Below are 26,607 nucleotides of genomic sequence, written 5' to 3'. Positions count from 1 at the left end.
CCTAAGAGGGAAATATGAAAAGAAAACAGCAAGCCACCACATCGGGTGAAGATTATTTAGAGGCAATTTTAGTGCTCCAAATGCAGAAAGGAACAGTGCGCTCTGTTGATGTCGCCCGGCATATGGAGGTGTCAAAGCCCAGCGTGAGCCATGCGGTGGCGACCCTGCGGGATGGAGGTTTTCTGACGATGGACAGCGACTATTTCCTGCACCTGACCGATGTGGGCCGGGAAGTGGCGGAACAGATCTACGAAAAGCACCGTTTCTTTACCGAGTGTCTGATTGCCGCCGGCGTGGATCCGAAAACCGCAGAGGCAGATGCCTGCCGGATTGAGCACGTCATCAGCGACGAGAGTTTCCAAAAATTAAAGAAACAACTCATGTAACCTGTGGAGATCGAACTCATTACACCAAGAGTGTCTTCGAAATTGAGGATGACCAATATGCAAAACGATCCGCGCTCCCGAATTCTCCTATTGCTACAACTTCTCCTGAAGCAGACAGATGAGCACCACTACGCAACTGGCGCGGATATTCTCCGTTTTTGGGAGACTCATGGCATCCAGACCACCCGGAAAAATGTGTACAGCGATATCCAACTGCTCATGGACTTCGGCCTGGACATCATCTGCATCAAAAGTACGCAGAACCGCTACTTCATCGGCTCCCGGCTACTGGAGTTGCCGGAACTGAAACTGCTGGTGGACGCTGTGGAGTCTTCCCACCTCATCACGGAGAAGAAAAGCGCCGCCCTCATCGAGAAGCTGGGCCATCTCACCAGTCGGCACAACGCCGCGATCCTGAACCGTCCTATCTACATGGACGGCACGGCTAAACCGGACAATGAGGCTGTGTATTACGCCATCGACGCCATCCAGACGGCGATCCACGAACAGCGGGCCATCTCTTTCCAGTATTTCGAGTACACGCCGAAAAAGGAAAAGGTCCTAAAACATAAGGGCTACCGCTATGGGTTCAGCCCCTACACCCTCATCTGGAACCGGGACTTCTACTACGCCGTGGGCTGGTCGGAAAAGCACGGCAAACTGGCGCAGTTCCGGGTGGACCGCATGACGGCCATCCAAGAAACCGACGCCCCCTACACAGCAGACCCGTCCTTTGACCCAGCGTCCTACCTTCGGGAAGTCTTTGGGATGTACCACGACGCGCCCCGGCGGGTGATGCTACTGTGTGAGAACCGCACCATGCGAAATGTCATAGACCACTTCGGCGAGGATGTGGCCACGGAGGTGGTGGACACCAAACACTTCCGGGCTACTGTGGATGTGGCACCTACCCCACCATTCTTCTCATGGGTATTCACCTTCGGCGGCGCCATCCGTATCGAAGGGCCTGCGGAGGTTCTGGCGAAAATGAAGAATATGGCCGCGTGGCTGCATACATAAAAGCAAGAGGGATCCGCCCAGGAAACGCTGGGCAGATCCCTCTCACCTTTATAGAGCAGGAGGGCCGCTGCGGGGATACATTCCCGGCAGCGGCCCTTCCTGATTTTAGTCCGAAAAGTATACCGGTCTGCCAATAGATGTAAAGCCTTCGATGCCGGTGATCACCACATTGTTGTATCCGCTGGCGCAGTGGATGATGAGCAGATTACCGCTCTCATCCCTGCCGCCTACGATGCCCACGTGGGAGTCCTCTGGGTAAAATACCAGATCGCCGGGCATCGCCTCATCCCAAGAAATGGCGGTACAGTAACTGTGCTGTGCCGATGCTCCTCCCCCGTGGCCGATGATGTACTCGCCGCCTGTGGCGTTATAGAATACCCAATCGACATACCCCGAGCAATCCATCCCGTAGGGCCGATAGGTACCGGTGGTGGAGCTGCCGGGGGCCGTGACCTGCATGGTGGTCCCCCAGCGGGAGTCCCAGCCGAGGACCAGGCTCTTGCCGCCCCAGAAGTAATTGACCTTGCCCACCAGTTGGCAGGCGGTTTCTATGATCTCCCGGCGCTCGGCGCTCAGATCCGCCGGCAGCGAGGCAAGCAGTTCCTTGGCGTCGGCCTCCGTCACGGCCAGATTCCCAATGGCCCCGCCCAGCAGGTCGAGGTTCTCTAACAGGTCATCCAGCATGTCGTTCTGTTCGTCGGTAAAGGCGTAGTGTTCCCGCATCTCGTCCACAGTCTTGCCTGTGATGGAGATGGTCAGGATGGTTTCCGTCCAGCTGTCGTCCTCGCCGTCGTCCGGGTCGCTGTCCGGGTGGTCTATGGTTTCCACAGCGGAGGAGAGGGATGTCATTTCCCAGAATACCTCCTTCAGCCGTGCTACCCGGTCTGCATCCAGGGTGACTACATCCACACCGTCATTGGTCCCTGCGGTTTTCACCGCAAACACTGCCACGATCTCCCGCCAGTCCGGCGGGGCACCGTCTATGATAATCTGGTCGTAGTCCCCGGCCTGCAGTTCCTCCAGCTTACCAGCGTATTCCACATTGATCTGGGCGATGGCCGTACTGAGCGCCACAGAGGTACTGTCAGCAGGCTCGTTGGCGAACAGGATACCAAAGGGGGAGGCGATTAACAGGCCGACGACACAAATCAGGACCAACAGGGCAAGGACGACAGATCCTCCCGCAGCCGCAGCGGCGATCAGGCTCTTGGCGGCGGCATAGATGGCCCGCAGGGCGTTTCCAGCCTTGGCAGCGGCCTTTTTCGCCGCACTCCCCGCCTGTTTTGCCGCCTGCCGGAACCGGGCCGTTTGCTGTGCCACATGGGCTGCTTTGGCGCTCTGGGCGGCACGGGTGGCCCCACGCCCCGTCTGGGCCGCAGCCCTCCCAGCATGGTCCGCTGTTTTTACCACCCGCCTGGAGGAGCCGGCAACCGGCTTTGCGTGGCGCACGGCCCTGCCACGGCCTGCCTCCTTTATGGCAGGTGTTTTGCGTTTCCCTTTTGGCAGGGGGCCGGCATCTTGGGCAGGCTCCACCTTTGACCGCATGGGCGATACAGTCCCGTCCCGCCTGCCCCCATTCCCATGTACAGTTCTGCCGGAAGACCGGCGATCTCCTACAGGTTGCACAGGCTCTTGCCCGCTGCCTGCCGGCTGACGCATCCGCTCGACTCTGTCCTGCGCGGACTTCTGCGCTGCCTGCCGCCCGCGCTCCCGGATGAAGGGCTGCTGGCCCTGGGTGCGCTCTGGTGACAGGCCGGAAACCTGCGTTTCCGTTTGAGCGCGCAGGTATGCGTCCTTGGTCTTGATCCGCTGCCCGGCTTTTCCGACCGATTCCGCCGGCTGGTCTGCCGCTGCGGCGTTGACACGGCTTTCATGCTCCCGTGTACGGATCTCCGGCGCGGGATCCCCAGCGGTGGAATCCGCGGAACTGCCGTCGCGGGAGGCACGGTTCTTCCGTTTCTCCTTGATGAGCTTTTCCGCACCGCGCTCCATACGGCGCATGCTGTCCGCAGTGGTATCCTCGATTTGGTCGCCGCCGTAGTCATCCCTCCGCCCCTGCTGGGCGGCGTCCCGGAGCTGCGTCCGCAGGCGGTCTGCCCCATCCTCCAGGCCGCGATGGACCAACTCCTTCGGCGCGGCCTTGACCTTCTCCCGAATGGAGGATGTGACCTGCGGTTTTTCCTTGATCTTATCCATCCGCCCGCCTCCCCATGAAAGCGGGCCGCATTACGCGGCCCGCCCCGGCGCATGGCTGCCGTCCGAGTCGGAGGGCTTGGTGGTCATCAGGCGGTACAGCCGGGTGTGTTTGGGGAAGTTGTCCATAAAGGGCACGATGGCGCTGCCGCATTTGATGAGGCCGCGGCCGGAGTCCACGTTGGTGATGTAAGAGAGCTGGTTGTCCGAGATATTCAGCAGCCGGGCCAGTTCCGTCCGGTCCGTCGCCGCCTGGTTGAGCATGACGAGGAACTCGCTGTTGGCCAGCATGGTCCGGGCGGTGTGGGACTGGAGGAGGTCGTCCACATTCTGTGTGATGCCGGTGCAGCAGGCCCGGTATTTGCGGACACGTTTCCAGAGGGTGAACAGGAAGTTTGCGCTGTACTCGTGCTGAAACAGCAAGTAAATTTCGTCGATGTAGATCCAGGTATTTCGTCCCTGCTGCCGGTTGCGGATGATGCGGTTGAAAATGCTGTCCAGCACCACCAGCATGCCCACGGGCAGGAGCTGGCGGCCCAGATCCCGAATGTCATAGCAGAGGATGCGGGAATTGGTGTCCACATTGGTGGGCTTGGCAAAGGTATTCAGGCTGCCCTCGGTAAACAGCTCAATAGCCAGCGCCACATCCCGCGCCTCCGGCTCCGGCTGGCGCAGCAGTTCGGCGTGGAAATCCTGCAGGGTGGGCACCGCGCCGGTGTAGCCCCTGCGGATGTACTCCCGGTAGCACTGTGCGGCGCAGCGGTCGATGATGGACTTCTCCTTGGCGGAGAGTTTCCCAGATCCCATAAGTTGCTCACACAGAGACAGCAGAAACTCGGACTTCAGCACCACCGGGTTCTCCCCGTCACCGTAGCCCTGCTCCATGTCCATGGCATTGATATGGTTGGGCGAGGTGGCGGACACCTCGATGACCTCGCCGCCCAGCCCTTCGATGAGCGGCCGGTATTCAGATTCCGGGTCGATGACGATGATGTCGTCCGGCACCCCGCTATCACCATTCTCCGCCGCCAGGGCCAGCCCCACCATCTCCCGCTTGGCGGTGAAGGACTTGCCGGAGCCGGACACGCCGAGAACAAAGCCGTTGGCGTTGAGCAGTTCCCAGCGGTTGGCGAGGATGAGGTTCTTGCTGATGACATTCTGCCCGTAGTACACACCGCCCTGATGGCGGATCTCCTGAGCCTTGAAGGGCATGAGGACGGCCAGGGCCTCGGTGGTGAGGGTGCGGAGGGCGTCGATGCGGCGCAGGCCCAGGGGCAGCACCGTCACCAAACCCTCCGCCTGCTGCCAGTTGAGGGTGGAGAGCTGGCAGAGGTGCTTGCGGGCGATGGACTGGAGGGTTTCCGTGTCACTGTCCAGTTCCTCTTTGCTGTCCGCCAGATGCACCAGCGTCACCACGGCGAACATCATCCGCTGGTCACGGGTGGTGAGATCGTCCAGCATCTCGCGGGTTTCCTTGCGCTGCTGTTCAAGGTCATACGGGACAACGGCTGAGAAGTTGTTGTTGCTGTTCTGCCGGCGCTGCCAGTTGGTCACATTGGTTTCCACACCCAGCAGCCGGTTCTGCATCTCGCGCACCGCCTCGTCCGTGGGGACGGGGATCACGTCGATGGACAGCATGAGCGTCCGGTTCAGTTCCGTCAGCTCATTGATCATGGAGTCCTTGATGTAGGAGGCGTACTCCTTGAGGAACAGGACCCGCCCGAACTTGTCGCCCATGACAAAGTGGTCCTTCTTGAACTCCATGCTGTCCGGACAGATGGCGTCCTTGTAGGAGGCCCCCTTCCGCATGCTGTCCTTGAAATCGAAATGGAACTCTGTTTCCTCGCCTACCCGGTAAAAGTCGTGGAGGATCCGCAGACGCTCGATGGCGTCCAGTTCCTCGCTGCGGGAGTCCAGCTTGTTGAGCCTACTGGTAATGTCATTGGTGACGCGGTCAAAGAAGGTCCTGGCTTCATCCACATTTTTCTTGTGGGTGGAGACGGTAATGTACCGCTCCTGCACCACGCTGCTCACAGCGTCGGTGACCTTGTCCGTGAGCATGGTGTTGTATTCGGCCCGGTATCCGTCCAGAAAATCCCCACGGGGCGGAAGTAGGATGGTTTCCTCAAAGTTCTGGCGGTTGAGCCGCTTGTTGTTGATGGTGATCTTGGTGGTGGAGCCAGTGTCCAGCGCATTGAGCAATTCGGAATAATTCAGGAACATGGCCGTCTTGTCCTCTTTGGAGGCGATGGCGTAGTTGATATCCGAAAAGCGGATGCACTTGGAGAACTTACTCCCAAACTGAAAAATCCCATCCGGCCAGATGCGGCGGATGGGGATGGTGTCCTGTACAGATCTTGGTACGGTAAATTGTTCCTTGTCCTGCCTCAATGTATTTTGCAGGGTTTTAATCAATCTTCAGGGCCTCCTTCATACTCGAACGCTCCATGAGTTTTGCGTACAGGTTGTCCGATTTGAAGACGAGCCGGTGAGGATATATAAATTCCGTGCGGATATAAGCAAGTAGAAACTGCTCCAGCGTCATGCCGTTGTACTGGAAAAAGCCGCCGAGGGCGAAGGGAAAAGCGCACAGGACGCAGACCCATCCGATCTCGGCGGTCGCCAGCACAGAGCGCAGGCCAAAATACACGCCTACGGCAACGGCGACGGCCAGCAGCGCAAAGATGAGCTGGCGGAGCGACAGTCCGAAAAACAGGCTCTCCTGATAATTTCGGACCTCTTTGTTGATGCGTACCTCGATTGGATTTCACCTCCTTTTCCGTTCCTGGACTTTTGGCAGACAGGAGTTGCCATGTCCGCCGGGGTATGCTAACATCAAAGTGAAAAAATAGCGAGAGGGGTGTACCCATGTTATATGCATATATTTTCCTGGGAGCCGGGATCCTGATCCTGTCCATCCTGTTCCGCCTGGCCGCGGTGTTCCGTCTGACCATCCCGCTGCTGTACGCGCTGGTGGTGCCGACGCTTCTGAGCGATTGGTACTACGCCCACTACACGCTGGCTAATGTGATCTGGTACATCCTACTGGCTGTGACGGCCCTGTCCTGGGTGTACTCTCTGGTGCGGAAGATCTCCGCCATCATGGAGCGGCGCCGGCGCGAGAAAGAAAAAGAGGAAATTTTGATCCAGCGGGTGCGGGAGGCCGGCCGCAACGGCGGCGGTATCGTCCATATTGATGACCTGCAGGATTAACCAAGGCCCATCAGCTCCCGCACCAGACGATCGCTCATCTTGATAGCGCCCACCAGGACCAGCATATTGAAAATCAGCTCCCCAATGTAGTTCCAAACGATGGTAGCGGCAGCCATTGTGTCATCCGCGATGGCCGGCGGCGCCGCGGCAAACTGGGAAAAGATAATACAAGCTAAAACGATCATACAGCCCTCCAGGCAGATGGCGGCGTAGCTCTTGATAAAAGCCACGCCGATGCTGCTGGAGGGCTGTCCTGCGAAACTGGCCAGTGGGATGGGCGCGATGGCCGTCGCCATATAGAGTTTGAAAAAACGGGAATAGACGGTCAAAATCATGACCAGCGACAAAACCCAGATAAACAGGGATCCCAGGAGTGTCACCGCCCACAGCGGGATACTCTCCAGAAAGCCAACGTCCTCGATGATGGTCACCATCTCGTCTGGCAGGGCCGTGTCGGACATGGCCGTGAGGCCGGAGGCGTCCATAATGGTGGACACCGCGCCCTGGGCGATGCTGAACAGGGCCATCATCAGCTCCAGACCGTAGGTGACGGCTCCCTGCGCCAGCGCAAACCGGACAAAGGTTTTGACCGCCACTTCCGGGCGCTTGAGTTCCGTAAAACTGCCGCAGGTCTTGACCACGCCGGCGACGAAAAACAGTACCAACAGAGCGTAGCCGATGGCTCTCAGCGCGTCATGGATGTTGAGAATGACGTCCCAGATCCCGCCGCCTTTGAATTCTTCCGGCGACGTGGAGATGAGCGTCCAAATCTCGGTGAGTTTTTCATTCCAGGTAGCAAGGGCTGAGTTCAGGTTGTCAACGATCCAGTTTCCACTTCCCATTGTGCATCACCTCCGTGTGGGAAGGGAGCGGGAGGACGCTGTGTGCGCCCTCCCGCTTTGCCCACTCAGCCGGTGATGAGGGTGAGGATCTCCTTGGTAAACGTGATAACAATGCCGCCCGCGATGGTGAGCATGCCGTTGGCGCGCTGGGAGGGGTCGTGGCTCTTGAGGGACAGGCCCAGCTGGAGGACGCCGAAGCCCAGCAGGATGAGGCCGATGGCCCGGATGAGGGAAAAAATGAAGTCGCTCAGATTTGTCACAACCGCCAGCGGATCGTCCGCCGCGAAGGCAGGACAGACGGTCATGACCGCGACCATCACAAAGCAGGAAAGCATGGCGTAAATGCGCTTTGCCCGCTTTTCAAATTTATGATTCATGCTGCATTCTCCTTATCTTTATTGGTGTCATCGGTGGAAAATGCCGCAAAAAGTTCATGTCCAGAAATCACCGGTGCTTGATGCTGCCTGTGATGAATATAGGGCGGCCCACCAGCCAGTGAGGTTTGGCGGACCGCGGGGTGTTTCATTAAATCGTATTTCAGATCCATCACTGGCCCAGCGCCGCGGATGAGCAGGATGGCGTACCGGTTGTCTAGCCGCCGCACCTCGTCCGGCGTCAGCAGTTCCCGGCCGCTGATCTGCATGTTGGTGGACCATGAGCCGGACTTACCTTTGGTTTCCCCATGGGTCTTGGTATCGATGGTGGATTTGCCGAGGGCCTCGGAAATGTACTTGTGGGTGCTGGACTCGTTGCCGCCGAGGTACAGCAGGGTGTCCGAGTTGCCGGGGATGGTTTCCCAGGAGTCCTTGAACTGCTCCTTGATCTGCGCCATGTTTTGGATGATGGTGCTGCAGGAGATGTTTCTGGACCTCATGGTTGCCAGTTCGCGGGGCAGCCCCGGCAAATTGACCGAGGGAGCCTCATCCAGGATGAAGTGGACATGCTGGGGCAGCGGCCCGTGGTGGATCTGGTCCGCGCAGTAGTAGAGGGTATGGAACACTTGGGAATAAAGCAGACTTACCAAGAAGTTATAGGTATTGTCATTGTCCGGGATAACAGCGTACAGGGCACATTTCTTCTCTCCCAGCGTGTACAGATCCATATCGTCGTGGTCCGTGATGGCCCGGATCTGGGGCAGATTGAACGGTGCCAAGCGTACGGCTGTGGACACAAGAATACTCTTGGAAGTCTTGCCCGCCGCCATCTTAAAGACCTTATATTGCCGGACGGCGACGCTGTCCGGCTTCTCCCGTTCAATGGCGCTGAACAGCAGATCCAGCGGCGAGACGTGGTCCTCGTCGTCCTCTTTTACCTCCGCGTATTCCAGCACCCGCATGACCATGGAAAAGTTCTGCTCGGACTCCGGCGCCTCCTGAAACAGCATGAGAATGATGGCCTGCAGCAGCGCCGTTTCGGCCTTGGTCCAGAACGGATCCGACTCATGGCTGTTCTTGGGTGTTGTGGCTTGAATGAGGTTATTGACAAGCCGCAGGGCGTCTTTCTCATCCCGAATGTAACGGAAAGGGTTGTATCCGTCCGACTGCTCCAGATTGACAAGATTCAGCACCCGCACATCGTAGCCCTGGCTTTTGAGGTAGCCGCCGGTGGCAGTCAGCACCTCCATTTTGGGATCGGTGATCACATAGTTGGTGTTGGCCTCCAGAATGTTAGGCAGGACATAGCTGCGGGTCTTGGCCGCGCCGCTGCCGCCGATGACCAGTACGTTGAGGGACCTGCGGTGCTTGTGGGTATCCAGCCCCAAACGGACATTTTGTGTCAGGGGCTTATTCTGCTTTTGACAGAACATAGCGTTGACCTGTTTGGGAGACGCCCACTGTGCCGAGCCGTGTTCCTCGCCGTCACGGGTGCGGCCCTGTGTGGTGCAATACAGGCAGATGCCTATGATGTACGCGCCGGTGCAGGCGAGGATGCTCATCAGGCTGTGTTCCGTCCAGCGGATCTTCAAAGGAGTCTGCAGGGCCGCGGTCAGGTTCGTCAGCAGCTCCGGCAGGCCGTTCCCGAGGGACTGGGCAATCAGGAGAGCGGCCCAGACCACGGGGATGTAGAGAAACAGATACGGGAGGATCCCTCCCGATCTGCCCGGTTTATTCAGCGGCATTCACCTCCAACTGAAAAACAGGGGCGCACCGCATTGGTACGCCCCATAGGCTGATTGGATGTATGCCTGTTTGCTTAGTCCTGTTCGAAGGGATACAGGATGTCCACACCGAGGGCGTGCATGTGATCCTCATACTGCAGGAGGCCCCGCAGGTCGTGGCCCCGGTAGATCCGATCCTGTTTACAGGACAGGATGTAATCCATTTTCTTTTCGGCAGCCTCCCGCGCCAGGAACCGGAGGCTGGGCCTCCGGAGGTCCCATCCGCACATATAATCTTTGTATACGCCGACGATCTGCATGCTGTTTACTTCCGCAAATTGGCGCAGGTAAGTGTCCTGTCCGCTGATACCGATCTCGTCTGCTGCCGGATTGTTCGTGTTCACCCGGAGATACAGCCAGCAGCGTTTCCCTCGCAGCTGCGCTTTGGGCGGCAGGCTCCCGTGCGCAAACAGCCTTTTCAGCAGTGCCATATCCTCCGGGAGCAGGAATCCTGCGCTGCCGGTGCGTCCTCTGTAGTAGTAAACGACCTTCATGGTATCTGGCCTCCTTCACTTTTTCTGTAACGCAACCATACCTGAACCGGCCCGGAATATCCAGCACTTTCCCCAAACAGCACTCAATTATCTGGTCTTGGTCCGCGTCTTGGTTTTCTGCCTGGCCGGGGCGCGCCGCCGCTGTTCCTCCAACTGTGCGCGATAGTCCTGCAGGCGGCCCTCAACGGAGGGCCGCTCATCACTCGTCGTCCTCGCCGCGCTCCCGGCGTGCATAGGAGAGCTGGTGCTGGTATCGCGCGAGGCGCGTCCCGACCGGGAATCTTTTTTTGGCGTTCCAGGTTCCTTCTCCGGTTGCCGCTCCCGTTCCGGCTGCTCCTTCTGGGGGGCCTCCGGCTGCTGGTACATCATCTTCTGGAACACCAAGTTGGCCCGTTCCACCTCTGTGGCCGGCATGACAACATCTACCATGCTTTGGGGGTCATTGGGATCTCTGGAGTTTTGGATGGCCGCATAGAGCAATTTCGGTTCCCGCGCCTTGTGCCTGAACTCCCGGTATTCCTCCTGCGTCATGGGGAATACCCGCAGATCCCGTGTCTGCTGCAGCATTTTGCCCATGCGGACCTTGCCGCTGATCTTCTTGTGGCTTTTCGCCAGCGCCAGCGATATGGCCAAAAGATTTTTCACTGCCGAACCGGTCAGCCGAACTGCGACCTCACCACCAGAGAGCATCATGCGGACCAGTTGGTCCGCAGCTTCACCGCCTCCGATATTCATCTCGTTCCACCTCCTTTGCCTTGGCCTCGGCCACATGGATGTCGTGTTCCATCTGAGGCCGGTTCCGCTCAATGGTATCGCACATGGAAATCTCCTTCCGCGCCCGCCGGATCTCACGGTTGACGTCCGCCAACTGCCGGTACAACTCCGCCTTTTCCGCCATGAGCTGCTCCCTATGGATCCCACACTGCTCCAGCGCGGAGACGGCGTCCATGTAGCGGGCGAAGGGTTCCTCCATGCCGGGCATGCCGGACTCATAGCAGTCCTTTGCCGGGGCGAGGGCCTCCGCGTCGGAGAGGGCGTCGTAGAGTGCCCGCCGTTTCTTCTTCCGCACGTTGAGGATGGTGCGCTGCTTGTTGAGGCTGGCCAGCGTTTCCTCTGCGCGGGCGCGGACGGCCTGCAGGTCCTCTGCCGTGGAGACGCCATGCGCCCGCAGGAAGGCGAATTGTTCCTTGTAGCTCTCAAACTTCATGATCTCCCGCCTGAGATGGGGCGTCATCTTCGGCGGGTACTGCCGCTGCCCGGCCTTGCCCAGCAGATAGAGGTAGTGGACGTACAGGGCCATAAATCCGGTGTACTTGGGATGCCTGCGGTACGGCTGGTACCGCGGCCGGTAAATGATGGCGGGGCGCGTACCTGCGGCAATGGCATCCAGATTCCCTCCAATGGCGGCGCGGATGCCGTCCTCGGTGAACAGCGGGTCCTTTCGGCCCGGTATCATGAACCGTTCCTGGCCCGGCACCTTCCCGCCGGGTCTGCCGAGGCCCGTTCCGCTGGGCCGAGGCTGGCCGCGAAGGCGGAAGCCCAGCCGGGAACCATGCTTGATCTCATAGCCCTTATGCTCCATGATGAGGAAGAAGTGGCCGATATCGTTGGCGTCCTCTATGGCCTCCCGCAGATCCGCCTCCAGCATGGAGCGGAAGGTGGGCTGGCCCTTGCTCTGCCGCAGCCACTCGATGTAACTGACTGCCTTTTCTGCTTTGCTCTCCATGACAACAGAGAGGCCGTGTTCCCGGCACAGGCGGTCCGAGGTGGCCCGGATCTGGCTGTAGTAACTGCGGGCGTTGCTGTGATACTTCTCACCGGTATCCGCATTTACGGAATTGAAAATCGTGTGGGCGTGGATATGCTCCTTGTCCACATGGACGCCGATGACCGCCTGGTAGCCGGGCAGATGCTCTGCAGCAAACGCCTTTGCGATCTCCAGCGCCAGTTCCGGGGTGACCTCGCCGGGCTTGAAGGACTGGATAATGTGATAATACTGGACGCCATCTGTCTGACGATAGTGCTGCTTGGTTTTCATCATACGGCTGACGGCATGTTCGGTAGAGCAGCCTTGGCTGGCAGTCAGGATCTGTTCATTTGTTTTGTCCCCATTGAGGACATACCGGACTCCCACGTCCAGCCGGCCCTTGCGGGCGAGGATTTTCGTAACCGCCATTACAGATCCGCGACCCTTTCCATGAGCAGGTACACCTGCCGCAGCAGGAACAGCGCCTCTTTTACGTCTTGTCGGGTAGCGATGCCGGCGTTGACGCTCCGGGCGATCTGATTGATATTCACGCCGATTCGGTTGATCTCCCGATATAAGTCGTTGATTTCCGCCGGCTGGCGCTGGCGGATCTCCGTGCGGTTGATACAGGAGCGGATGACGTTACTCAGGGACAGGCCGGACTCTTTGGCCAGCCGGTCAAGGTGTTCCCGTTCCTCCGCGGTCAGCCGCACGGAGAGAAATTTGCTTTTTTCCTGCACGTTTCAACTCCTTTTTCCGCCAACAGGCGGCATTGGGGCCAGGGGGAGATCCCCCTGCAAGCGCATTTGTCATACAAATGCTATGCTTGCGCCATCGCCGCCGAAGGCGGCGGTGGCCTCGCCGCGCAGGGCGCGGCCATTTTCAAGCGGTAGGTGGATTTCAATTCCCTCTCCTGCGGAAAAGAAAAATGCTCACCGCTCATGGGCCTTGAAGTCCAGGTTATCCTGCGGGACGCCGGCCAGATCCAGTTCGCGCTTGTCCCGCACATACGCCGCATAGCGGGCGTAGGTGTAACCTTCGCTGTCAACGAGGATGCCGTCCTGCCGCCTGCGGGCGGTGACCAGCAGGCAGCGGAAGCGGCCGAACTTCTCGCTGTACCCGGTGAGCTGGGTCCTTGCGGCGATGAAAGGGGCCTCGGCCAGCAGGTCCGCTTGAAAGCGGCGGTATTTGGATTCCGGCAGGATGATCTCCCGCACCACCGTAAAAGGCGCGGTCTTGATGATCGGGGTGTCGTTTTGCAAATCAGCAACAGAAGCCGCCTTTCTGAAAAATCGTGCTTGCTGCTCTTTTGCTATGGTGCAGACCTCCCTTCAATGGCAGGGCGTGTCATTGGACGTCCTTGCCGTCCACGGTTGAAAAGCAAGGGCGTGTCATTGGACGTCCTCCAGCGCCTGGCGGATCCGGCCTCTGGCCAGTGCGGCATAGGCGTCCGTGACTTCGATGCCGGTGGCGGAGTAGCCCTCCAGCACAGCGGCCAGCACCGTGGTGCCGCTGCCGGCAAAGGGGTCCAGGATCCGTCCGCCCGGCTCGGTGATCTTCACGATGTCCCGCATAAGTTGCAGGGGCTTTTCCGTCAGGTGGATGCGGTTCTGGGGGTTGCCGTACTTGAACACGCCGGGCAGGCAGGGCACAGGCCGGCTGATGGGCATGTCCCCGTTGGATCCCCAGACGATGTACTCCGCCTGCTGGCGGAAGCGTCCCTTCTGGGGCCGGCTGTTGCCCTTGTCCCAGACGGCGGTGCCGCGCCAGATCCAGCCAGCCCACTGGAGGGCGTCCGTAGCTGCGGGAAGCTGCCGCCAGTCGATGAACATACACACCGGGGCGCCGGGCTTACAGATTTTTCTGGCGTCGTACAGCCACTCCGCCGCCCAGCGCGTCCATGACCGCTGGTCCTTGGCGTCCCCGTCAAAGGGCGGCGGAGCATGGTCGCCCATGTTGGAGTATTTCTTGGCCGTGGACTTGTTCTTTTCCGCCTGGGTGCGCCCGCCGGATGCGTAGGGCGGGTCTGTGATCACCGCGTCGAAGGTCCCAGGCGCAAAGCCGGACAGCACCTTCAGCGCGTCGCCTTGGATGATTTCCCACTGGGGGTTATCGCTCATAGGCAGGTTTCTCCTTCTTCTTATTCTTTTTGGGTGTTTGCAGTACAGGTTCCTGATATTCTTCCAAATGCACTGTTCCGTCTTTTTCCGTTATGATTGCAGGCCGGTGGACCCGCTGGCCGAGATCCAGCAGTGTTCCTTCGATGGCATCCGCTACTTCGCCTATATAATGCATATCCCAGGGAAATTCATCTTCCGTCTTGTTGAGGAAGGTGAGGATCGTTTGGTAAACGGCATTGTCAATCGCATCTAACTGCTCGATCTGCCTGCCTGATAATTCGATCTCCAGTTCTTCTGGCGGAATGTTGTCCACCATCACATCATCGCTCCTTCCCTTGCTTGGTTCGCCGGCGCGGGGGCTTTCCCAGCTCCTTTTGGTCTGTCAGGACAGGGATCCCCAGCCTCTCGGCGTGGTTGATCTCCGCCCACATGCCCTCCGTCCAGACGGGGCCGTAGACGTTGACCTGCTGGCAGGACTCCACCAACCGCAGGCCCATCTCCCGTGCCGCCTGATCCTGTGCCGGGTTTTCCGGGTCGGCAATGGGCGGAAACATCAAATGGGGGCAGATGGGCACGTTGCCCTCCACGAACACCTCCCGCGCTCTATCTCTGGCAAAGGCGATATTTTTCTCTACCTCGCCACGGAGCGGGGCGCAGATGTAGACGAGTCTTGGGCCATCCTGCCGGCGCTCCGTCACACGATCCCGGAACACTCCCAGGTACTCGCTCACAGCCTGCCGCATGGCGGAATAGTCCGCCGCGGATGGGCGGAAGGCGTACCACTCCGCTTTCCCGCTATCTTCCCAGATATGCGGCGCTACGCCATTACGGAAGTTGGGGTTGCCTGGCACCTGCTTGACGCCGAGGATATCCTTCAGCCGGAGGCGGAGCTTATCTACTACGCCGTCTGTGCGGTTCAGCACCGTAACGCTGATGGCGTCATAGTGATCCGCGTGGCCTGATGTCACAAACTGCACACGGGCACGGAGATCCTTTCCCAGCGTTCCCAAACAGGCCCGGCCCGCAAAAGTGGGGCTGCCGATCACCGTGCCGTCCGCAAACAGTTTCCGAAGTTCCTGTTCGTAAAACGTCATCTCGCCGGCCCATCCTTGGTGCGTTTTGTTTTGGGTGGGTCCTCATGGTACTCATAGGTGCTTTTATCCGCAGAGAGATAGAGGTCAAAGTCTGCAAGGTCGATCCCCATGATATCCGACGCCAGTTCATACGCCTCTCTGGATCCGGGTTCCGGGATGTTTGCATCGATCATTTCTCCGTTTTTGTATACAGCCTCTCCCACATTGCTCCCGATGTCCTCGTCTGCCCAGCGGTAGGAGATAGTCTGGTCCGGGTACTTTCTCGAAAGGGCCTCCAAAATTGTCGGGACACTGCTCCAGGCAGTAAAGAACTCCAGGGTATCATCATCCTTACCCAGTTCCACACAGGAATACGCATTCCATTTGGTTCCCCAATTTTTATTACACCACTCGTACCAGGTGGGGGAACCGTACTGCTGAATATTCTCATACGCCTGTTTCCCAAGCGCCCGTTCCTCCGGATGTTCTTTTTGGAAAGCCTCCGCACCGGCTTTGTCACCAGTTATAAACCGGCGATATGCGTCAAGGCCGTTGGTTGTCCTGGTTCCGGATTCAATGCCTAAGGCTTTTGGCATAGGGATGAGTTTGTTAAAATCGATGCTCCCGTAAACACCATCCTTCTGGCGCAGATCCCGCAGCATTTGATGGAAAGCGGCGACCTGCTCCGGCTGATCTCCAAATGAGATCAAATTTGTGATATGATTTGGCATGAAACCTCCTTTCACCGCTATGCGGCGTTTTTCCATAGGCTGAGTTGTTCATCTTCACGCCGAAAACCTGCGTCAATTTCCGAAAATGTCATGGTCCGGTTGAATTTTTCGCTGACTTTCCCCGGCAGTGCCTGCAGTTCCAGCATTCTGGCCCACAGATCCGGGTGATGGTCATAGAGGTGGCGCAGTTCCCGCCGCCTGGCGTTGGGGCAGAACCAGCAGCCGCCCCTGTTGGTAAATTCATAGACAGGCGAAAGCAGCCCCGCCTCCCGGCAGAGCTGCTTTGCGTCCTGTTCCGTATAGCCATACTTGTCCAACAGGGAAACACGGCGTCCGTCCAGACGGAGCAGCCGCTCCTGCTCATCCCTGGCGATGCCGATGTACTGCACCGTGTCTGGCGGGAGTCTTTTCTGATACCGCAAAATCGGTTTCAGTTTGCAGTCCCGCTGGACGGCACATCGCCCACAGATAGGAAAGGAGCGGAGCAGGCCCCTTTTCGGCCCGCGGGTGATCCTCCCGGTGAACAGCCCCACATAGGTCTGCGGCCCACGGAGAACGCGGATCTTTACGCCCATGCGCTCCAGCGCGGGGATGGCTGTGCCATAGATGAAGTCCCGGTGCTCCGGCACCTCGCCGGAGATATGGCTGTCAAACATCACTTCGCAGTACACCGCCTCATCCAGCGGTTCCCTATAACGGAGCGCCAGCAGGATGGTGGCGATGCTGTCCTTGCCAAAGGAACAGGATGCTATATGTTTCAGCCGCCATCATCTCCGCGCTCCAGTTCTGCACACAACTCCGCAAACTTCCCGGCCTGCCCGGTCTGCTCCCACGGCAGGCTTGCCCTGGTAAAGTGGCCATAGTTGCAGGCGTCTGCGAAAATCGGCTGGTCCAGCTGCAGGGTGCGGATCATACCCGCGGGCGTGAGGCCAAAGAAACAGCGGACTGCCTGTTCCAGCAGCTCGTCCGGGTATGTGCCGGTGAGGTGGGTATCCACATCCACAGCCACCGGATCAGCCCGTCCGATGGCATAGGCCAGGGCGACCGTGCATTTCTCCGCGAGGCCGGCGGCCACAATATTCTTGGCGATGCAGCGGGCCATGTAGGCGCCGCTGCGGTCCATCTTGGTCCCGTCCTTGCCGGACAGCGCACCGCCGCCGTGGGGCACCAGCCCTCCGTAGGTGTCCACCATCAGCTTGCGGCCGGTCAGGCCGGTATCCGCCTCGATCCCGCCCTGCACAAAGCGGCCGGAGGGGTTGATGAGGATCTCTGTATCTTCATCCGCGGGGAAGATGCGGAGAGCGGGCTGGATGACAAATTCCAACAATTCCTCCCGCAGCCGGGGCAGGTCCTTATCCTCCGCATGCTGGCAGGAGAGGACAATAGCGGAGATCCGCCGGGGTGCGCCGAAGACATACTCCACAGACACCTGCGCCTTTCCGTCAGGCCGCAGGCCGCTGATCCTGCCCATCGTCCGCGCACAGGTGAGCAGGGCGGTCAGGCGGTGCGCCAATACCACCGGCAGGGGCAGGAGGTTTTCCGTTTCGCTGCAGGCGTAGCCATACACGATCCCCTGATCACCGGCTGCGGTCTGTTCCCCGTGCTGTACTGCCCCTGCGATGTCCGGGCTTTGGGGCCGGATGAGGACCTCCACGTCGAAGTTCCTGCAGTTGTATCCGGCCCGGCGCACCGTGTCGCGCACGATGGAAGGGATATCTGGGATCGTCAGTGCGGTAATCTCGCCGGCCACCACGAATTTGCCCGCTGTCGCCAGAACTTCACAGGCGACGCGGGCGTTGGGGTCATGTTCCAGACAGCAGTCCACCACCGTGTCCGCTATGGTGTCGCACAGTTTGTCCGGGTGGCCCGCTGTGACGGACTCCGCTGTCAGAATGGTCTTATCTTTCATGCTCATTCCTTCTCTCTTTCTTTTTGGGGAGTGGGAACAACATCTCCCGGCTGTACAGGGATTCATATTTTCGAAGCTGTTCCGGCGTCAAAGACACAAAGGTTTCCCCGCCGAGGCCGGCGAGGAAAAAGGTGCCGCACACAACATCATACGGATCCCCGTTTTCCAGCCGGAGGAGGCGGTTTGGCTGCAGGCCGGCAAACTTGCCGCTGCTGTTAAATATAAGCGCCACGGGATCCTCATAGGGGTATGTGGCGTCGATGTCCCCGCCGACAATCTCCTGCATGGCCTGCAGGGTGTCTGGGATCTGCCGGGGATATGGCGGTTTCCCCGGCTCTACAACGAGGATTGTCAGATGGTTATCGCTCATGGCAATCCTTCCTCTTGGCGGGAGCGCCCTGTTGACTGCTGCGGCCTGTATCCCGTTGCACAACTTCGCGCTCCCGTTCTATCTGTTGGAACATTTTTAGCGTTTCCCGAAATGCCACATATTGCCGGATCCGTTCCGGGTCATCTGTAATGGTACGCACGGTTTCCCAAAAGGGACTTCCATGCAGGCTGACATCTTCCTGAACAACCAGTGCCGGCCGCTCACCATTCTCCAGTGTGACACGGCAATCCCGCAGATCTTCCGCATGGTCATAAACACCATATGCGATACCAACGATTTTCAATGTTTCCAGTGCATCTACGGTTACGGAAAATCCTGTGGCATTCATGTGTAGTTCTCCCGTCAGAGAGATGGTTTTTCTTGCCATACCGCGCCTCTCTTTCCTTTATCGCTCATGGTGGCCCTTCTTCCTGCCTGGCTTTTCGCCGAAAAACAGGTCCATTTCCTGCATGCGCTCAAAGTGCCGGGCCTGCCGCACCTCGTCGTGCACATTTTTCAGCGCGGCCTCCAGTTCCGGCACCGGCAGGCCGTTCTGGCGGTATCCCTCCAGAATGCCGCCATAGTAGGCGGGAGAAGGGATGGCAGGATCCCGCCACAGTTCCCCTGTCATGATGTAGGCCATGACGGTCACGTCTTTGCCGTCCCCGGTGCGGACCGTGATATCCTCTTTCTCATACAACCGCGGGTATCCCTCATAGACGTCCAGAGATTGCTCACACTCCGGCGTCAGCTTCCACAGCAGGCCGTGGACCTGGCTGCCGGGCAGAGGCTCGATGGTGGCGACGCCGGCCCCGCGCCGGTTGCCGCGGAACAGCAGTTCATAGCCGTCCAGCACCGCAGGCCCAACCACCTGGGCGGCAGGACAGCGGACCGCCATCTGCTCCAGATTGATGTTGCTGCCATAGGCAAAATACAGACGCTTTGCCATATCAGTCCTCCAAAATCGTGAGAGCGCCCACTTTCGCCAACTGGGTGAACATCATCCGGGCCTGCTGCTCCACATCCCCCTCTGGCAGCGGGAAGTCCAGGCCGGTGGTACGCACCACATTGTTTCGCAGGAACCAGATGTAGCTCTCCGTGTCAGGGAACTCCGTGGGGTCAAATACACGGGCGCGCAGATGGTCCATGATCTCTGCCCCGGTACCGGACAGGATATCTTCTTCCATGCGGATCTTCATCTCGTCACCTCTCCATCTCTCGGTTCTTTTTCTTCTTTTTATTGACTTCGTAACTGTCCTTGTCGTAGCGCCAAGCCCGGTCGCCGTCCAGATTGGCCAGCAGATGGTCACGGGTGTTCTTAAACTCCGGCCCGTTGAGGCCCAGGCGCACCAGCCAGACCCGGAAGGTGAACAGCTCATTGTCGCTGTGGGTTTTCCGCATGACGGTGCTGCGCTGGGCGATGGCCTGGGCAGACATGGCGAGGCACAGGTCGATGTAGGCTTTCGCGCGTCCTGCATGGAGGGTGGAGTTGAAACAGCGCCACTCAACGGTGCCGCGATAGAACACCGAATGCAGGTTCAAGGCATAGTAGCGTGTCCAGTTGTAATGCTCTCCTGAGTTGATATCACCTTCATACCAAATGCTCTCCAGCTGTGTCAGATCCTTGGTTTCCTCAGCGGGGAGGGTGCGGGCCTGCCGCAGCATGGGTTCCCGCACCTTTTGGCACCAGCGGGCGGCACGGGCCTCATTCACCTGCAGGGCCTTGAACAAAATGTCCTCTTTGGCGTACATGATGCTCAGGAGGTTTTTCAGGCTCTGGCGGTTGTGGTTGGCCGCGTCCACATGGATGTGCAGGCCGCAGGAACTGTTGACCTTTGCCCCCGCATGCCGGATCTGCCGCACACACTCTTGGAACTTTGGCAGCTCCGCATAGGTCAGTTTGGGCGAAACCATCTCCACTTTATATTGCCTGTTATTTGTTTGTTCGTAGCCATGCAATGTCTTTCGCTCTGCATGGATGCTTCCGTCACTCATCAGTTTCCACTCTTTGTTTTCTGTGTCTTTGACGACCCATGCATCATAAACCCCACCTTTGTACTGTGGGATCGTTCCGAAATAATCTGCCAGCGCCTGCGCGGCCTGTTCACGGGTGATGCCGGTCATCTCCACCTCGACGCCGAAATACTGGTCCTTCATCCCGGTCACGCAGCCGCCTCCTTTCGCAAAGCCTCGTCCACGGCCCGGATGCGCCGGCCAATGGCCTCGATCACTGTGACGGTGACGCTGTTGCCTGCCTGCTTGTAGGCTTGGGCGTCCGAGTTGATGGCGAGGATCTTGTCGATTTGCTCATCGTCAAAGCCCTGCAGGCGCAGGCACTCCCTGGGCATCAGGCGGCGGATGCGTCCGCCGCGCTCCACAATGCCCTGCACACTGGCGGCGTCATGGGCGACACCGACCCCGACCCGACCGGCGCGTGTGGCGCTGCCCGGATAGCCCAAGTCCACGCTGTCGCCAGGCGCCGCCTCCTGATAGCCTTTTCGGGTGGCTTCCTTGATCAGCAGCGCCCCGGAGCGTTCCGCCTTATGATTGGACAGCGTCGTCTGCCCATAGCGGGCAGTGATGCATCGGGATTGCCGCGTCCGTTTCGGATGCCCCGCACACAGATCCACAAAGGGCGCGTCCGGCGGCAGCAGGTATAACCCGGTTTTCACACCGAGGCCGCCACCACCGGCTGTCTGGGTACAGGCTACTCCTTCTGGGTCATAGACCCGGTGTCCTTGCGCCCCGCCGATGAGTTGTATAAGAGCTTTTGCACCATTTCCGAAGACAGGTAATATTTTTCCAGCGCATCGGGGATCAAGATAGCAGATAAGGAACACCCTCCTCCTTGACTGCGGGACTCCAAAATGTTTGCTGTTAAGCACAGCCCATTCGACATGGTACCCCAGGTCAGAAAGCGCGGAGAGGATGGCCGCAAACGTCCGGCCGCCGTCATGGTTAAGCAGTCCTGGCACGTTCTCGAGCAGAAGATACGAAGGCCGTCTGGTTTCAGCCAGGCGGGCAATTTCAAAGAAGAGAGTACCTCTTGCATCGTCAAATCCTTTTCTGCGGCCAGCGAGAGAAAACGCCTGGCAGGGGAATCCCCCACACAAAAGGTCGAAGTCGGGCAGGTCGTTGGGGTCAATGGCTCGGGCGTCTGGATAGTATCGCTCCTCCTTCCTGATGTCGTGGATCGCGCGGTAACTGGCTTCGGCATATTTGTCGATCTCGCAGTGTCCGACGCACTGGAAGCCGCCGGCGCGGGTCAGCCCCGCCCGAAAGCCGCCGATCCCGGCGAACATATCAAAATATCGAATCAGATGGTATCATCTCCCTCCTGCAGCGCACGGAGAAAGCCGAGGACGTCCTCATCGACGGTCCCGGCCTGCTCCTGCTGCGTAGTGGTCTTTGGGAAGGAAACGCCTGCCAGTTCCTCCCGGATAGCGCCGCGAATGGCCTCCAGCAGTTCCTGTTGTTCCATATAGCCGTTGATCATCCTGCACACGGCGTCCATGCGCTGTCCGGGCGCAACGGCGGACAGGCGCTCCCATGCGTTCCGCTGCTCCCGCTGAGTCAGGGAGAAGGAAAGACTGAGCCGTCGCTTTTCAGGCATGGGCGCCGCTCCCCGACATCTGCCGTACAAGCCGTTCATAGCCCTTGGCGTTCAGGGATACATCATCGAGGATCACGGGCCGACACAGGCCGTTTGTGGCCGAAACACGCCGCTTCATGAGCGCCGCTCCGCCGCCTATAAAAATAGTAGGCATGGCGCGGGTGTCCAGGCCGCACTCCGTGATGGTGGAGAGCAGGTTCTGCACATACAGGTCCGCCTGGGCATGGATGATGCCTTTCGCCTCGTCCGGGAGGCTGCTGGCATCACCCCGCAGGACGCACTCGATCTGCGCCGTTGTCAGAGAAAGACCCAGGACGCGTCGCACCTGTTCGCTGATCTCATCGATGCAGCGGATTATGCCCCACTCCAAGCTGCGGCAGGTGGCGGCATTGGGGAGGCGGTTGTCCAAGCGCATCAGGTCCACTGTCCAGCCACCGATGTCCGCCACGATGACGGACGGTTCATCCAGCAGCTCCGTCTGGGTCAGCACAGCGGCATAGCCCTGGGGGAACAGTTTCACATCCCGGACGGTGACGGTATAGTCCCGGCCCTCATAGCGGAAGGGCACCGGTTTGCCGTCCCGCAGCAGATAGGCACGGAACTTCTTCTTGTCCCGGCCAAAACTGGTCAGGGGCAGGCCGGCAGCCAGAATGACGGAGCAGGTGCGCTCGGCATTGCGGCAGTCCAGTTCCCTGGCGATGGCTGCCAGGGTCAGCAGATAGTAGTCCTCCGTCCGGGTCTTGTCTTTCTGCAGAGGCTGCCTGCCGCTGCCTACCACATAGTACGTACCGCCGTATTCCAACACATTCTTCTGGGTGTACGGCTCATGCTCATAGGCCACCAGCCCCGAGGGGAAGGAACCGTGGACAGTTTTCATGGCTGCGTAACCGTGGTCCACGCCGATGACGTATCCCTCGCTCACCGAGCGCCGCCCCCTTTCTCTTTTTTGGTAGCCATGTCCTGGACCTTGCCCTCGTCCAGCAGCCGGCGGATCTCATGGAGGTCGTAATTCCATGTGGATGGCGCCGCCAGGAAACGCTCCGGCCCGCCGTATTTTTCGCACAGCCGGGGTAGGAACCGTGGCAGGTCCTTCGGCTCCCTGGGGTATTGGATGCCGTCTTTGTAGACGATATCCTTTTTTAGCTCGTCCCGCATCTTCTCGATCCTGTCTGGTTCCATCTCGTCGTAGGCGCTGCGGCCGGTGAGCTGCTCATAGGCGTAATCGCCCACATAGGACAGGCACTCGAAACAGCAATCGCCGTATGGCTCTATATCTGCCAGCGTGTCGGGATCCCGCAGCGCATTCATGTACACCTCTTTGCCCTGAGCAATCAGCCAGGCGCGGAAGTCGATAAAACCGTCATCCGAACAGCCATACTCCTTGATCACGCTGACGGCGTCCCACAGGCCGTATTGGTCCGCCAGATCCTCATAGGTTTGCAGAATGTCATGGAAATTTTTCGCCGCGGCAGGCCCCATAGACACAAGCTGCTCCTGCAGGTAGTACTCCATAGCGTTCAGATCCTGGCCGCAGGCGGTTTTTGCCTCCTGAATCAGCGCCCAGAAGGCATCCTTGCTCATCCCATTGTCAGGTTTCTGTTCTATCGCTCAGCACCTTCCTTCCGTTTTTCTTTTTGCTTGCCGATCCGCCGTTCCTGCTCCTGGGGCAGAAGGCCCTGAAAACCTAAGTCACGCAGGGCCTGCGTATAGAGCTGCTTTTCAAAGGCCCGGTACTCCGGGGTGGCGGTATCCACATCCAACAGGACAGCCTTTTCATAAGGTGTCCCCGGCACGGCCTCCCACCGAACGGCATGGAAGTGCAGGGCGGTCAGGTACTTCAGCAGTTGATGACCGTCCGCCTCATCAAAGACACCGCGGTTGTCCTCATAGGGGAACTCGCCGGGGAGATTGGGATAGCCGGAGATCGCCAGGGCGGCGTCGTAGAGGCGGAAACCACCATCATCAAAATCCGGGGCGATGGTGTCATAGAACCGCCGGAGCTGCTCCGTGCTGTCCAGGGCCGGGCAAAAGGACGCAAGGGCTTTCTTCAGTGTTTCCACTTTCTGGCGCTCCTGATTGGCGGCATATTCCTTACCGCAGCTCTCCTGGTAGTATTCATCGACGAGCGGTTCCAGTTCATTGATCTTGCTCTGCAGTTGCGCGCATTCCATCCGACTGAGGTCCAATTCGGTGTTGGATTCCTCCAACGCCTGCCGCAGAGCGGGGTAGTCCCGGACCGCGGCGATCAGATCCTTGATCTTCATGTCACGCCGCCTTTCTGAGACAGGCGATCAGGCGATCCAGCACAGCGATGCGAGATCTCACCTTGCCGGCGGAAGCGTTCAGGCCATGCGCCTGATTTTGAATGCGGCGGCGGATGGCCGCAAGCTGTTGGCGATCCCGGCAGCACTCCAGCACAACATACCGCCCCCTCCCATTGGACAGGACCTCGCGCTCACCGGAGGCGTCCCGGAGGCTGGCCATGAGGCGCTGGCCCAGTTGCCTGCGGTAGCGGTCCTGCAGGACGTCGGCGTCGCAGGAGACATGGTGCTTTTTCAAAATGGCCGCGATCTCATCGCCGCTGATCTCCATGTTGGCGAACAGCACCTCCAGGATCTCGGCCTTGGCTTTGGGCGGCAGCGCGGGGCGGTCGTGGGATCTCCTGGTCATCGCGTCTGCTCCTTCCTGCGCTGTGCGCGCTGCACCATGTCGGCCCTGTCCAGAGCGGGCGCCTCGCTTGGAAAAACATAGAGCATGCCGTGCTGCTCGGACTGCTCCGCGGGAAAGCCCTGGGGGACATTCTCCAGAGAGTCCGAAACCGCGACAGTCCGGTACTTCCAGTCACGGGGGGACTGGTAGGCGAACAGGTGATCCCCCGCCCGCCGGATGCTGTAGCTGCTTTTCCCCTCGTGCTGCCGGACATATTCGCCCACAGCCGCTTTCTCCTGCACGAAGCGAGGCTGGATCCCCCGCGCCAGCTCCGGCGCGATGGCGTTGATGTATTTCACCATGTCACGGACATTGCCGCATTCAAATTCCGGTGCGTCGTAGCCATACCGCTCTGTAACGAGCGCCCACTTCATATGCTCATGGGGGCTGTCCAAAGAAACGACAAAGTATTTCCCGTCGCGCTCCCCGGTGAGAGGCTCAAACCGGACGTCGTCATAGAGCGGCCCATCCAGCGGGCAGTTGTTCTTGAACCACACATAGTAGTTGTCCAGAATGAAGGGATCCGTGATTCCCAGCACAACGCCGGAGATTTTCTTCAGGCGTCCGGCCAGGGCGTCGTCCCGGCAGAACCAGTCGTACCAGCCGGCCTCGCACTGCACGGCCCGGTCCCGGCTGCTGAAATCCCCGGCACGGAACCGCTCCTGCCACTCCCGCACACTCATCTCATTCATAGCGTCCCCCTCTCCGGCAGGAGGCGTTCCATGAGGCCGGCAATGGCGGTAAACACATCGGCCAGTTCACGGGACTCCTTAATGGTATCCTCCATTTCCTCCCTGGTCATGCGGGTGCATTTGACCCAGATCCGCACATTTTCCTCTGTGGGCGTCAGCAGGACAGCCTTTTCATACGCTTTGCAGAACACGCCGGCGATCTTGCTCTGGCGGTCGATCTCGGCATCCTTCTCCCGGATCTCCTTTTTCGCTTTTTCCAGCTCCACCAGTTCCAATGCCGCCTGCCCCTGCTCACTCTCCGGCAGATCCTGTACCTGCCGGGTGATCTGATACCCCTGGTTGACAGACAGTTCCTTTTTATCCAGGGCCTCCTTCACGGCGGCGGGGGCATGCTCGTCGATCTGCATGATTTTCCCCATCGTGACTTCTCCAATGCCGACAGAGTCAGCCAACTCTCTGCGTGTATTAACGGGAGGAAGGTTTGACAATATTGTCAAACCTTCCTCGCTGGGTTTATATGCCTGTCCGCCCAGAGACATGTTTTCTTTTGCCCTGGCCTCGATCTCCGGCCGCAGTTTCAGGGCGATCTTGCCCAACTCCCATTTGTCCAGGTTGCGGCGGCCCTTCTGGGTATCCAGCGCCCACTGCTTGGCCTCCAGCAGATCGTCAAAGGCAAACACCGCCATCTTGTAGGGCAGGTCGTGCCGGGTGCAAATCTGTTGGCGGTTGTGGCCATCTACGACAACGAGATCCTCATTGACGATGATGGGCGCATAGCAGCCGTTTTGCAGGATGTCCTTCTCCAGCGCGGCAAGCTGCTCCCCGCTGAGAGGAGGGAGCAGCTCCGCCAGATCCGGTAGAATGGTGGGGGTGCGTTCCGCACTGGTGTATTCAATGCCTGTATTCCGCATGGCGCTCAGGCCGCAGCCTCATCCATACCGTCCGCGGGCATGGACACGGCGCTTTCCTCCACGCGGCGGGGAGACAGGAACTCCACCTCCGTGGCTTTGATGAGGAAGCCGGGCTGCCGCTCCGGCTCGTCCGCGAAAGTGATGGTTTCAAAGTCGCCGGAGGCGGCCAACTTGCAGCCCTTCCAGGCAAACTCCGCGCAGCGTTCCGCCAGCGGGCCGCGGACCTTGATGGAGATGAAATCCGTCAGGCGGTTGCCCTCCTTGTCCCGGTAGCGGCGGTCCGAGGCAATCCGCAGGATGGCGTAGGGCTTGCCGGTGGCCTCATGGACCTTCAGTTCCACGTCGTTGGTCAGGTTTCCGATTGCTACGATCTTCAGCATAGGTGCATTCTCCTTTTTATTTGTAATGTATCGTGGGTTGTGGTGT

The 26,607-nt window shown here is 59.2% G+C and carries 34 protein-coding genes; 3 read left to right on the top strand and 31 right to left on the bottom strand.

Annotated elements, in window-relative coordinates; translation table 11 throughout:
* The first annotated feature begins 14 nt into the window (after positions 1-14).
* Both EFB11_RS07980 and EFB11_RS07975 read left to right on the top strand, forming a co-directional pair.
* On the top strand, positions 15-386 hold the full coding sequence (locus tag EFB11_RS07980; RefSeq protein WP_122789671.1) for a metal-dependent transcriptional regulator: 372 nt from the start codon (positions 15-17) through the stop codon (positions 384-386).
* A gap of 90 nt (positions 387-476) precedes the next feature.
* Positions 477-1,406: a helix-turn-helix transcriptional regulator gene (locus EFB11_RS07975; RefSeq protein ID WP_243115182.1), complete on the top strand. Its 930-nt coding sequence runs from the start codon at positions 477-479 to the stop codon at positions 1,404-1,406.
* A 105-nt stretch (positions 1,407-1,511) separates the two neighbouring features.
* Here the strand turns inward: EFB11_RS07975 and EFB11_RS07970 are convergent, their stop codons facing one another.
* Genes EFB11_RS07970 through EFB11_RS07960 form a run of 3 tightly spaced genes read right to left on the bottom strand, consistent with a single transcriptional unit; the run spans position 1,512 to position 6,360 of the window.
* Positions 1,512-3,602 (bottom strand): C40 family peptidase, encoded by a 2,091-nt coding sequence (locus tag EFB11_RS07970; protein WP_227151967.1) that lies wholly within the window; start codon positions 3,600-3,602, stop codon positions 1,512-1,514.
* Between the two features lie 30 nt (positions 3,603-3,632).
* Positions 3,633-6,014, bottom strand: a complete 2,382-nt coding sequence (locus tag EFB11_RS07965) for a VirB4-like conjugal transfer ATPase, CD1110 family (RefSeq protein ID WP_122789669.1) — start codon at positions 6,012-6,014, stop codon at positions 3,633-3,635.
* Positions 6,007-6,360 carry a PrgI family mobile element protein gene (locus EFB11_RS07960; protein WP_122789668.1) on the bottom strand — a complete coding sequence of 118 codons (354 nt, stop codon included), beginning with the start codon at positions 6,358-6,360 and terminating at the stop codon, positions 6,007-6,009. Before EFB11_RS07960 ends, EFB11_RS07965 begins: the two co-directional genes overlap by 8 nt.
* Positions 6,361-6,467: 107 nt before the next feature.
* On the opposite strand from EFB11_RS07960, the gene EFB11_RS07955 reads away from it, so the two are divergent.
* Positions 6,468-6,812 (top strand): molecular chaperone GrpE, encoded by a 345-nt coding sequence (locus EFB11_RS07955; protein ID WP_122789667.1) that lies wholly within the window; start codon positions 6,468-6,470, stop codon positions 6,810-6,812.
* Here EFB11_RS07955 and EFB11_RS07950 read toward each other — a convergent pair.
* The 28 genes from EFB11_RS07950 to EFB11_RS07815 form a co-directional block, all read right to left on the bottom strand.
* Positions 6,809-7,654, bottom strand: a complete 846-nt coding sequence (locus EFB11_RS07950; RefSeq protein ID WP_122789666.1) for a hypothetical protein — start codon at positions 7,652-7,654, stop codon at positions 6,809-6,811. The genes EFB11_RS07955 and EFB11_RS07950 overlap by 4 nt on opposite strands.
* A 65-nt stretch (positions 7,655-7,719) precedes the next feature.
* Positions 7,720-8,031: a formate hydrogenlyase gene (locus EFB11_RS07945; protein WP_122789665.1), complete on the bottom strand. Its 312-nt coding sequence runs from the start codon at positions 8,029-8,031 to the stop codon at positions 7,720-7,722.
* Positions 8,028-9,773, bottom strand: coding sequence for a VirD4-like conjugal transfer protein, CD1115 family (locus EFB11_RS07940; RefSeq protein WP_122789664.1), 1,746 nt, complete (start codon positions 9,771-9,773; stop codon positions 8,028-8,030). The genes EFB11_RS07945 and EFB11_RS07940 overlap by 4 nt, the downstream gene beginning before the upstream one ends.
* Before the next feature lie 74 nt (positions 9,774-9,847).
* Positions 9,848-10,306 (bottom strand): recombinase family protein, encoded by a 459-nt coding sequence (locus tag EFB11_RS07935; protein WP_009258926.1) that lies wholly within the window; start codon positions 10,304-10,306, stop codon positions 9,848-9,850.
* Positions 10,307-10,393: 87 nt separating this feature from the next.
* Entirely contained in the window at positions 10,394-11,041 is a 648-nt protein-coding gene (locus EFB11_RS07930) for a DUF3801 domain-containing protein (RefSeq protein WP_122789663.1), read from the bottom strand.
* Positions 11,022-12,482: a relaxase/mobilization nuclease domain-containing protein gene (locus EFB11_RS07925; protein ID WP_122789662.1), complete on the bottom strand. Its 1,461-nt coding sequence runs from the start codon at positions 12,480-12,482 to the stop codon at positions 11,022-11,024. Before EFB11_RS07925 ends, EFB11_RS07930 begins: the two co-directional genes overlap by 20 nt.
* A complete protein-coding gene (locus EFB11_RS07920; protein WP_122789661.1) occupies positions 12,482-12,793 on the bottom strand; it encodes a plasmid mobilization protein in 312 nt (103 codons plus the stop codon). Before EFB11_RS07920 ends, EFB11_RS07925 begins: the two co-directional genes overlap by 1 nt.
* Positions 12,794-12,985: 192 nt before the next feature.
* Positions 12,986-13,315 (bottom strand): DUF6329 domain-containing protein, encoded by a 330-nt coding sequence (locus EFB11_RS07915; RefSeq protein ID WP_122789660.1) that lies wholly within the window; start codon positions 13,313-13,315, stop codon positions 12,986-12,988.
* Between the two features lie 129 nt (positions 13,316-13,444).
* Positions 13,445-14,173, bottom strand: coding sequence for a DNA-methyltransferase (locus EFB11_RS07910; protein WP_009258921.1), 729 nt, complete (start codon positions 14,171-14,173; stop codon positions 13,445-13,447).
* Positions 14,163-14,492: a hypothetical protein gene (locus EFB11_RS07905; RefSeq protein WP_164706658.1), complete on the bottom strand. Its 330-nt coding sequence runs from the start codon at positions 14,490-14,492 to the stop codon at positions 14,163-14,165. The genes EFB11_RS07910 and EFB11_RS07905 overlap by 11 nt, the downstream gene beginning before the upstream one ends.
* A gap of 1 nt (position 14,493) precedes the next feature.
* The gene (locus tag EFB11_RS07900; protein ID WP_122789659.1) at positions 14,494-15,267 is read right to left on the bottom strand and encodes a DUF7768 domain-containing protein; all 774 of its coding nucleotides are present in this window, start codon (positions 15,265-15,267) and stop codon (positions 14,494-14,496) included.
* Complete coding sequence (locus EFB11_RS07895; protein WP_164706657.1) at positions 15,264-16,013, bottom strand: hypothetical protein; 750 nt, start codon at positions 16,011-16,013, stop codon at positions 15,264-15,266. The genes EFB11_RS07900 and EFB11_RS07895 overlap by 4 nt, the downstream gene beginning before the upstream one ends.
* Positions 15,995-16,738 (bottom strand): phosphoadenosine phosphosulfate reductase, encoded by a 744-nt coding sequence (locus EFB11_RS07890; RefSeq protein ID WP_122789657.1) that lies wholly within the window; start codon positions 16,736-16,738, stop codon positions 15,995-15,997. Before EFB11_RS07890 ends, EFB11_RS07895 begins: the two co-directional genes overlap by 19 nt.
* Positions 16,735-17,886 carry a methionine adenosyltransferase gene (gene metK, locus EFB11_RS07885; RefSeq protein ID WP_122789656.1) on the bottom strand — a complete coding sequence of 384 codons (1,152 nt, stop codon included), beginning with the start codon at positions 17,884-17,886 and terminating at the stop codon, positions 16,735-16,737. Before metK ends, EFB11_RS07890 begins: the two co-directional genes overlap by 4 nt.
* Positions 17,876-18,256 (bottom strand): DUF3846 domain-containing protein, encoded by a 381-nt coding sequence (locus EFB11_RS07880; RefSeq protein WP_009258915.1) that lies wholly within the window; start codon positions 18,254-18,256, stop codon positions 17,876-17,878. Before EFB11_RS07880 ends, metK begins: the two co-directional genes overlap by 11 nt.
* Entirely contained in the window at positions 18,246-18,644 is a 399-nt protein-coding gene (locus EFB11_RS07875) for a hypothetical protein (RefSeq protein WP_009258914.1), read from the bottom strand. The genes EFB11_RS07880 and EFB11_RS07875 overlap by 11 nt, the downstream gene beginning before the upstream one ends.
* Positions 18,645-18,662: 18 nt before the next feature.
* A complete protein-coding gene (locus EFB11_RS07870) occupies positions 18,663-19,205 on the bottom strand; it encodes a gamma-glutamylcyclotransferase family protein (protein ID WP_122789655.1) in 543 nt (180 codons plus the stop codon).
* Position 19,206: 1 nt separating this feature from the next.
* Complete coding sequence (locus EFB11_RS07865) at positions 19,207-19,455, bottom strand: hypothetical protein (RefSeq protein ID WP_122789654.1); 249 nt, start codon at positions 19,453-19,455, stop codon at positions 19,207-19,209.
* A gap of 4 nt (positions 19,456-19,459) precedes the next feature.
* Positions 19,460-20,422 carry an amidoligase family protein gene (locus tag EFB11_RS07860; protein WP_367277390.1) on the bottom strand — a complete coding sequence of 321 codons (963 nt, stop codon included), beginning with the start codon at positions 20,420-20,422 and terminating at the stop codon, positions 19,460-19,462.
* Complete coding sequence (gene dcm, locus EFB11_RS07855; protein WP_122789653.1) at positions 20,419-21,558, bottom strand: DNA (cytosine-5-)-methyltransferase; 1,140 nt, start codon at positions 21,556-21,558, stop codon at positions 20,419-20,421. The genes EFB11_RS07860 and dcm overlap by 4 nt, the downstream gene beginning before the upstream one ends.
* Positions 21,559-21,572: 14 nt before the next feature.
* Positions 21,573-21,869 carry a hypothetical protein gene (locus EFB11_RS17025; RefSeq protein ID WP_122789652.1) on the bottom strand — a complete coding sequence of 99 codons (297 nt, stop codon included), beginning with the start codon at positions 21,867-21,869 and terminating at the stop codon, positions 21,573-21,575.
* The gene (locus tag EFB11_RS07845) at positions 21,862-22,791 is read right to left on the bottom strand and encodes a ParM/StbA family protein (protein WP_122789651.1); all 930 of its coding nucleotides are present in this window, start codon (positions 22,789-22,791) and stop codon (positions 21,862-21,864) included. Before EFB11_RS07845 ends, EFB11_RS17025 begins: the two co-directional genes overlap by 8 nt.
* Positions 22,788-23,450 carry a DUF4240 domain-containing protein gene (locus EFB11_RS07840; RefSeq protein WP_122789650.1) on the bottom strand — a complete coding sequence of 221 codons (663 nt, stop codon included), beginning with the start codon at positions 23,448-23,450 and terminating at the stop codon, positions 22,788-22,790. Before EFB11_RS07840 ends, EFB11_RS07845 begins: the two co-directional genes overlap by 4 nt.
* 20 nt (positions 23,451-23,470) lie before the next feature.
* The gene (locus EFB11_RS17020; protein WP_195324739.1) at positions 23,471-24,133 is read right to left on the bottom strand and encodes a hypothetical protein; all 663 of its coding nucleotides are present in this window, start codon (positions 24,131-24,133) and stop codon (positions 23,471-23,473) included.
* A 1-nt stretch (position 24,134) separates the two neighbouring features.
* Positions 24,135-24,539: a synapsin-1 (Synapsin I) gene (locus tag EFB11_RS07830; protein ID WP_122789649.1), complete on the bottom strand. Its 405-nt coding sequence runs from the start codon at positions 24,537-24,539 to the stop codon at positions 24,135-24,137.
* Positions 24,536-25,270: a hypothetical protein gene (locus EFB11_RS07825; RefSeq protein WP_122789648.1), complete on the bottom strand. Its 735-nt coding sequence runs from the start codon at positions 25,268-25,270 to the stop codon at positions 24,536-24,538. Before EFB11_RS07825 ends, EFB11_RS07830 begins: the two co-directional genes overlap by 4 nt.
* Complete coding sequence (locus EFB11_RS07820) at positions 25,267-26,181, bottom strand: hypothetical protein (RefSeq protein ID WP_122789647.1); 915 nt, start codon at positions 26,179-26,181, stop codon at positions 25,267-25,269. Before EFB11_RS07820 ends, EFB11_RS07825 begins: the two co-directional genes overlap by 4 nt.
* Positions 26,182-26,186: 5 nt before the next feature.
* The gene (locus EFB11_RS07815; RefSeq protein WP_087265977.1) at positions 26,187-26,561 is read right to left on the bottom strand and encodes a single-stranded DNA-binding protein; all 375 of its coding nucleotides are present in this window, start codon (positions 26,559-26,561) and stop codon (positions 26,187-26,189) included.
* Between the last annotated feature and the right edge of the window lie 46 nt (positions 26,562-26,607).

It is taken from the genome of Intestinibacillus sp. Marseille-P6563 (genome assembly GCF_900604335.1).
GTDB lineage: Bacteria > Bacillota > Clostridia > Oscillospirales > Butyricicoccaceae > Butyricicoccus_B.
This window is presented reverse-complemented; position numbering and strand designations above follow the sequence as displayed.

Bases quoted from the DNA above. Each gene is read 5' to 3' on its own strand.
- EFB11_RS07865 (WP_122789654.1), bottom strand. From the start codon at position 19,455: ATGAAGATCCGCATGGAAGAAGATATCCTGTCCGGTACCGGGGCAGAG.
- EFB11_RS07930 (WP_122789663.1), bottom strand. From the start codon at position 11,041: ATGAATATCGGAGGCGGTGAAGCTGCGGACCAACTGGTCCGCATGATG.
- EFB11_RS07940 (WP_122789664.1), bottom strand. From the start codon at position 9,773: ATGCCGCTGAATAAACCGGGCAGATCGGGAGGGATCCTCCCGTATCTG.
- EFB11_RS07950 (WP_122789666.1), bottom strand. From the start codon at position 7,654: ATGGGAAGTGGAAACTGGATCGTTGACAACCTGAACTCAGCCCTTGCT.
- EFB11_RS07955 (WP_122789667.1), top strand. From the start codon at position 6,468: ATGTTATATGCATATATTTTCCTGGGAGCCGGGATCCTGATCCTGTCC.
- metK (WP_122789656.1), bottom strand. From the start codon at position 17,886: ATGAAAGATAAGACCATTCTGACAGCGGAGTCCGTCACAGCGGGCCAC.
- EFB11_RS07980 (WP_122789671.1), top strand. From the start codon at position 15: ATGAAAAGAAAACAGCAAGCCACCACATCGGGTGAAGATTATTTAGAG.
- EFB11_RS07820 (WP_122789647.1), bottom strand. From the start codon at position 26,181: ATGCGGAATACAGGCATTGAATACACCAGTGCGGAACGCACCCCCACC.
- EFB11_RS07970 (WP_227151967.1), bottom strand. From the start codon at position 3,602: ATGGATAAGATCAAGGAAAAACCGCAGGTCACATCCTCCATTCGGGAG.
- EFB11_RS07830 (WP_122789649.1), bottom strand. From the start codon at position 24,539: ATGACCAGGAGATCCCACGACCGCCCCGCGCTGCCGCCCAAAGCCAAG.
- EFB11_RS17020 (WP_195324739.1), bottom strand. From the start codon at position 24,133: ATGAAGATCAAGGATCTGATCGCCGCGGTCCGGGACTACCCCGCTCTG.
- EFB11_RS07925 (WP_122789662.1), bottom strand. From the start codon at position 12,482: ATGGCGGTTACGAAAATCCTCGCCCGCAAGGGCCGGCTGGACGTGGGA.
- EFB11_RS07825 (WP_122789648.1), bottom strand. From the start codon at position 25,270: ATGAATGAGATGAGTGTGCGGGAGTGGCAGGAGCGGTTCCGTGCCGGG.
- EFB11_RS07900 (WP_122789659.1), bottom strand. From the start codon at position 15,267: ATGACGTTTTACGAACAGGAACTTCGGAAACTGTTTGCGGACGGCACG.
- EFB11_RS07935 (WP_009258926.1), bottom strand. From the start codon at position 10,306: ATGAAGGTCGTTTACTACTACAGAGGACGCACCGGCAGCGCAGGATTC.
- EFB11_RS07895 (WP_164706657.1), bottom strand. From the start codon at position 16,013: ATGGAAAAACGCCGCATAGCGGTGAAAGGAGGTTTCATGCCAAATCAT.
- dcm (WP_122789653.1), bottom strand. From the start codon at position 21,558: ATGTTCGCCGGGATCGGCGGCTTTCGGGCGGGGCTGACCCGCGCCGGC.
- EFB11_RS07815 (WP_087265977.1), bottom strand. From the start codon at position 26,561: ATGCTGAAGATCGTAGCAATCGGAAACCTGACCAACGACGTGGAACTG.
- EFB11_RS07945 (WP_122789665.1), bottom strand. From the start codon at position 8,031: ATGAATCATAAATTTGAAAAGCGGGCAAAGCGCATTTACGCCATGCTT.
- EFB11_RS17025 (WP_122789652.1), bottom strand. From the start codon at position 21,869: ATGCCTGAAAAGCGACGGCTCAGTCTTTCCTTCTCCCTGACTCAGCGG.
- EFB11_RS07840 (WP_122789650.1), bottom strand. From the start codon at position 23,450: ATGAGCAAGGATGCCTTCTGGGCGCTGATTCAGGAGGCAAAAACCGCC.
- EFB11_RS07870 (WP_122789655.1), bottom strand. From the start codon at position 19,205: ATGGCAAAGCGTCTGTATTTTGCCTATGGCAGCAACATCAATCTGGAG.
- EFB11_RS07910 (WP_009258921.1), bottom strand. From the start codon at position 14,173: ATGAGCGATAACCCCCAGTGGGAAATCATCCAAGGCGACGCGCTGAAG.
- EFB11_RS07875 (WP_009258914.1), bottom strand. From the start codon at position 18,644: ATGGCAAGAAAAACCATCTCTCTGACGGGAGAACTACACATGAATGCC.
- EFB11_RS07880 (WP_009258915.1), bottom strand. From the start codon at position 18,256: ATGAGCGATAACCATCTGACAATCCTCGTTGTAGAGCCGGGGAAACCG.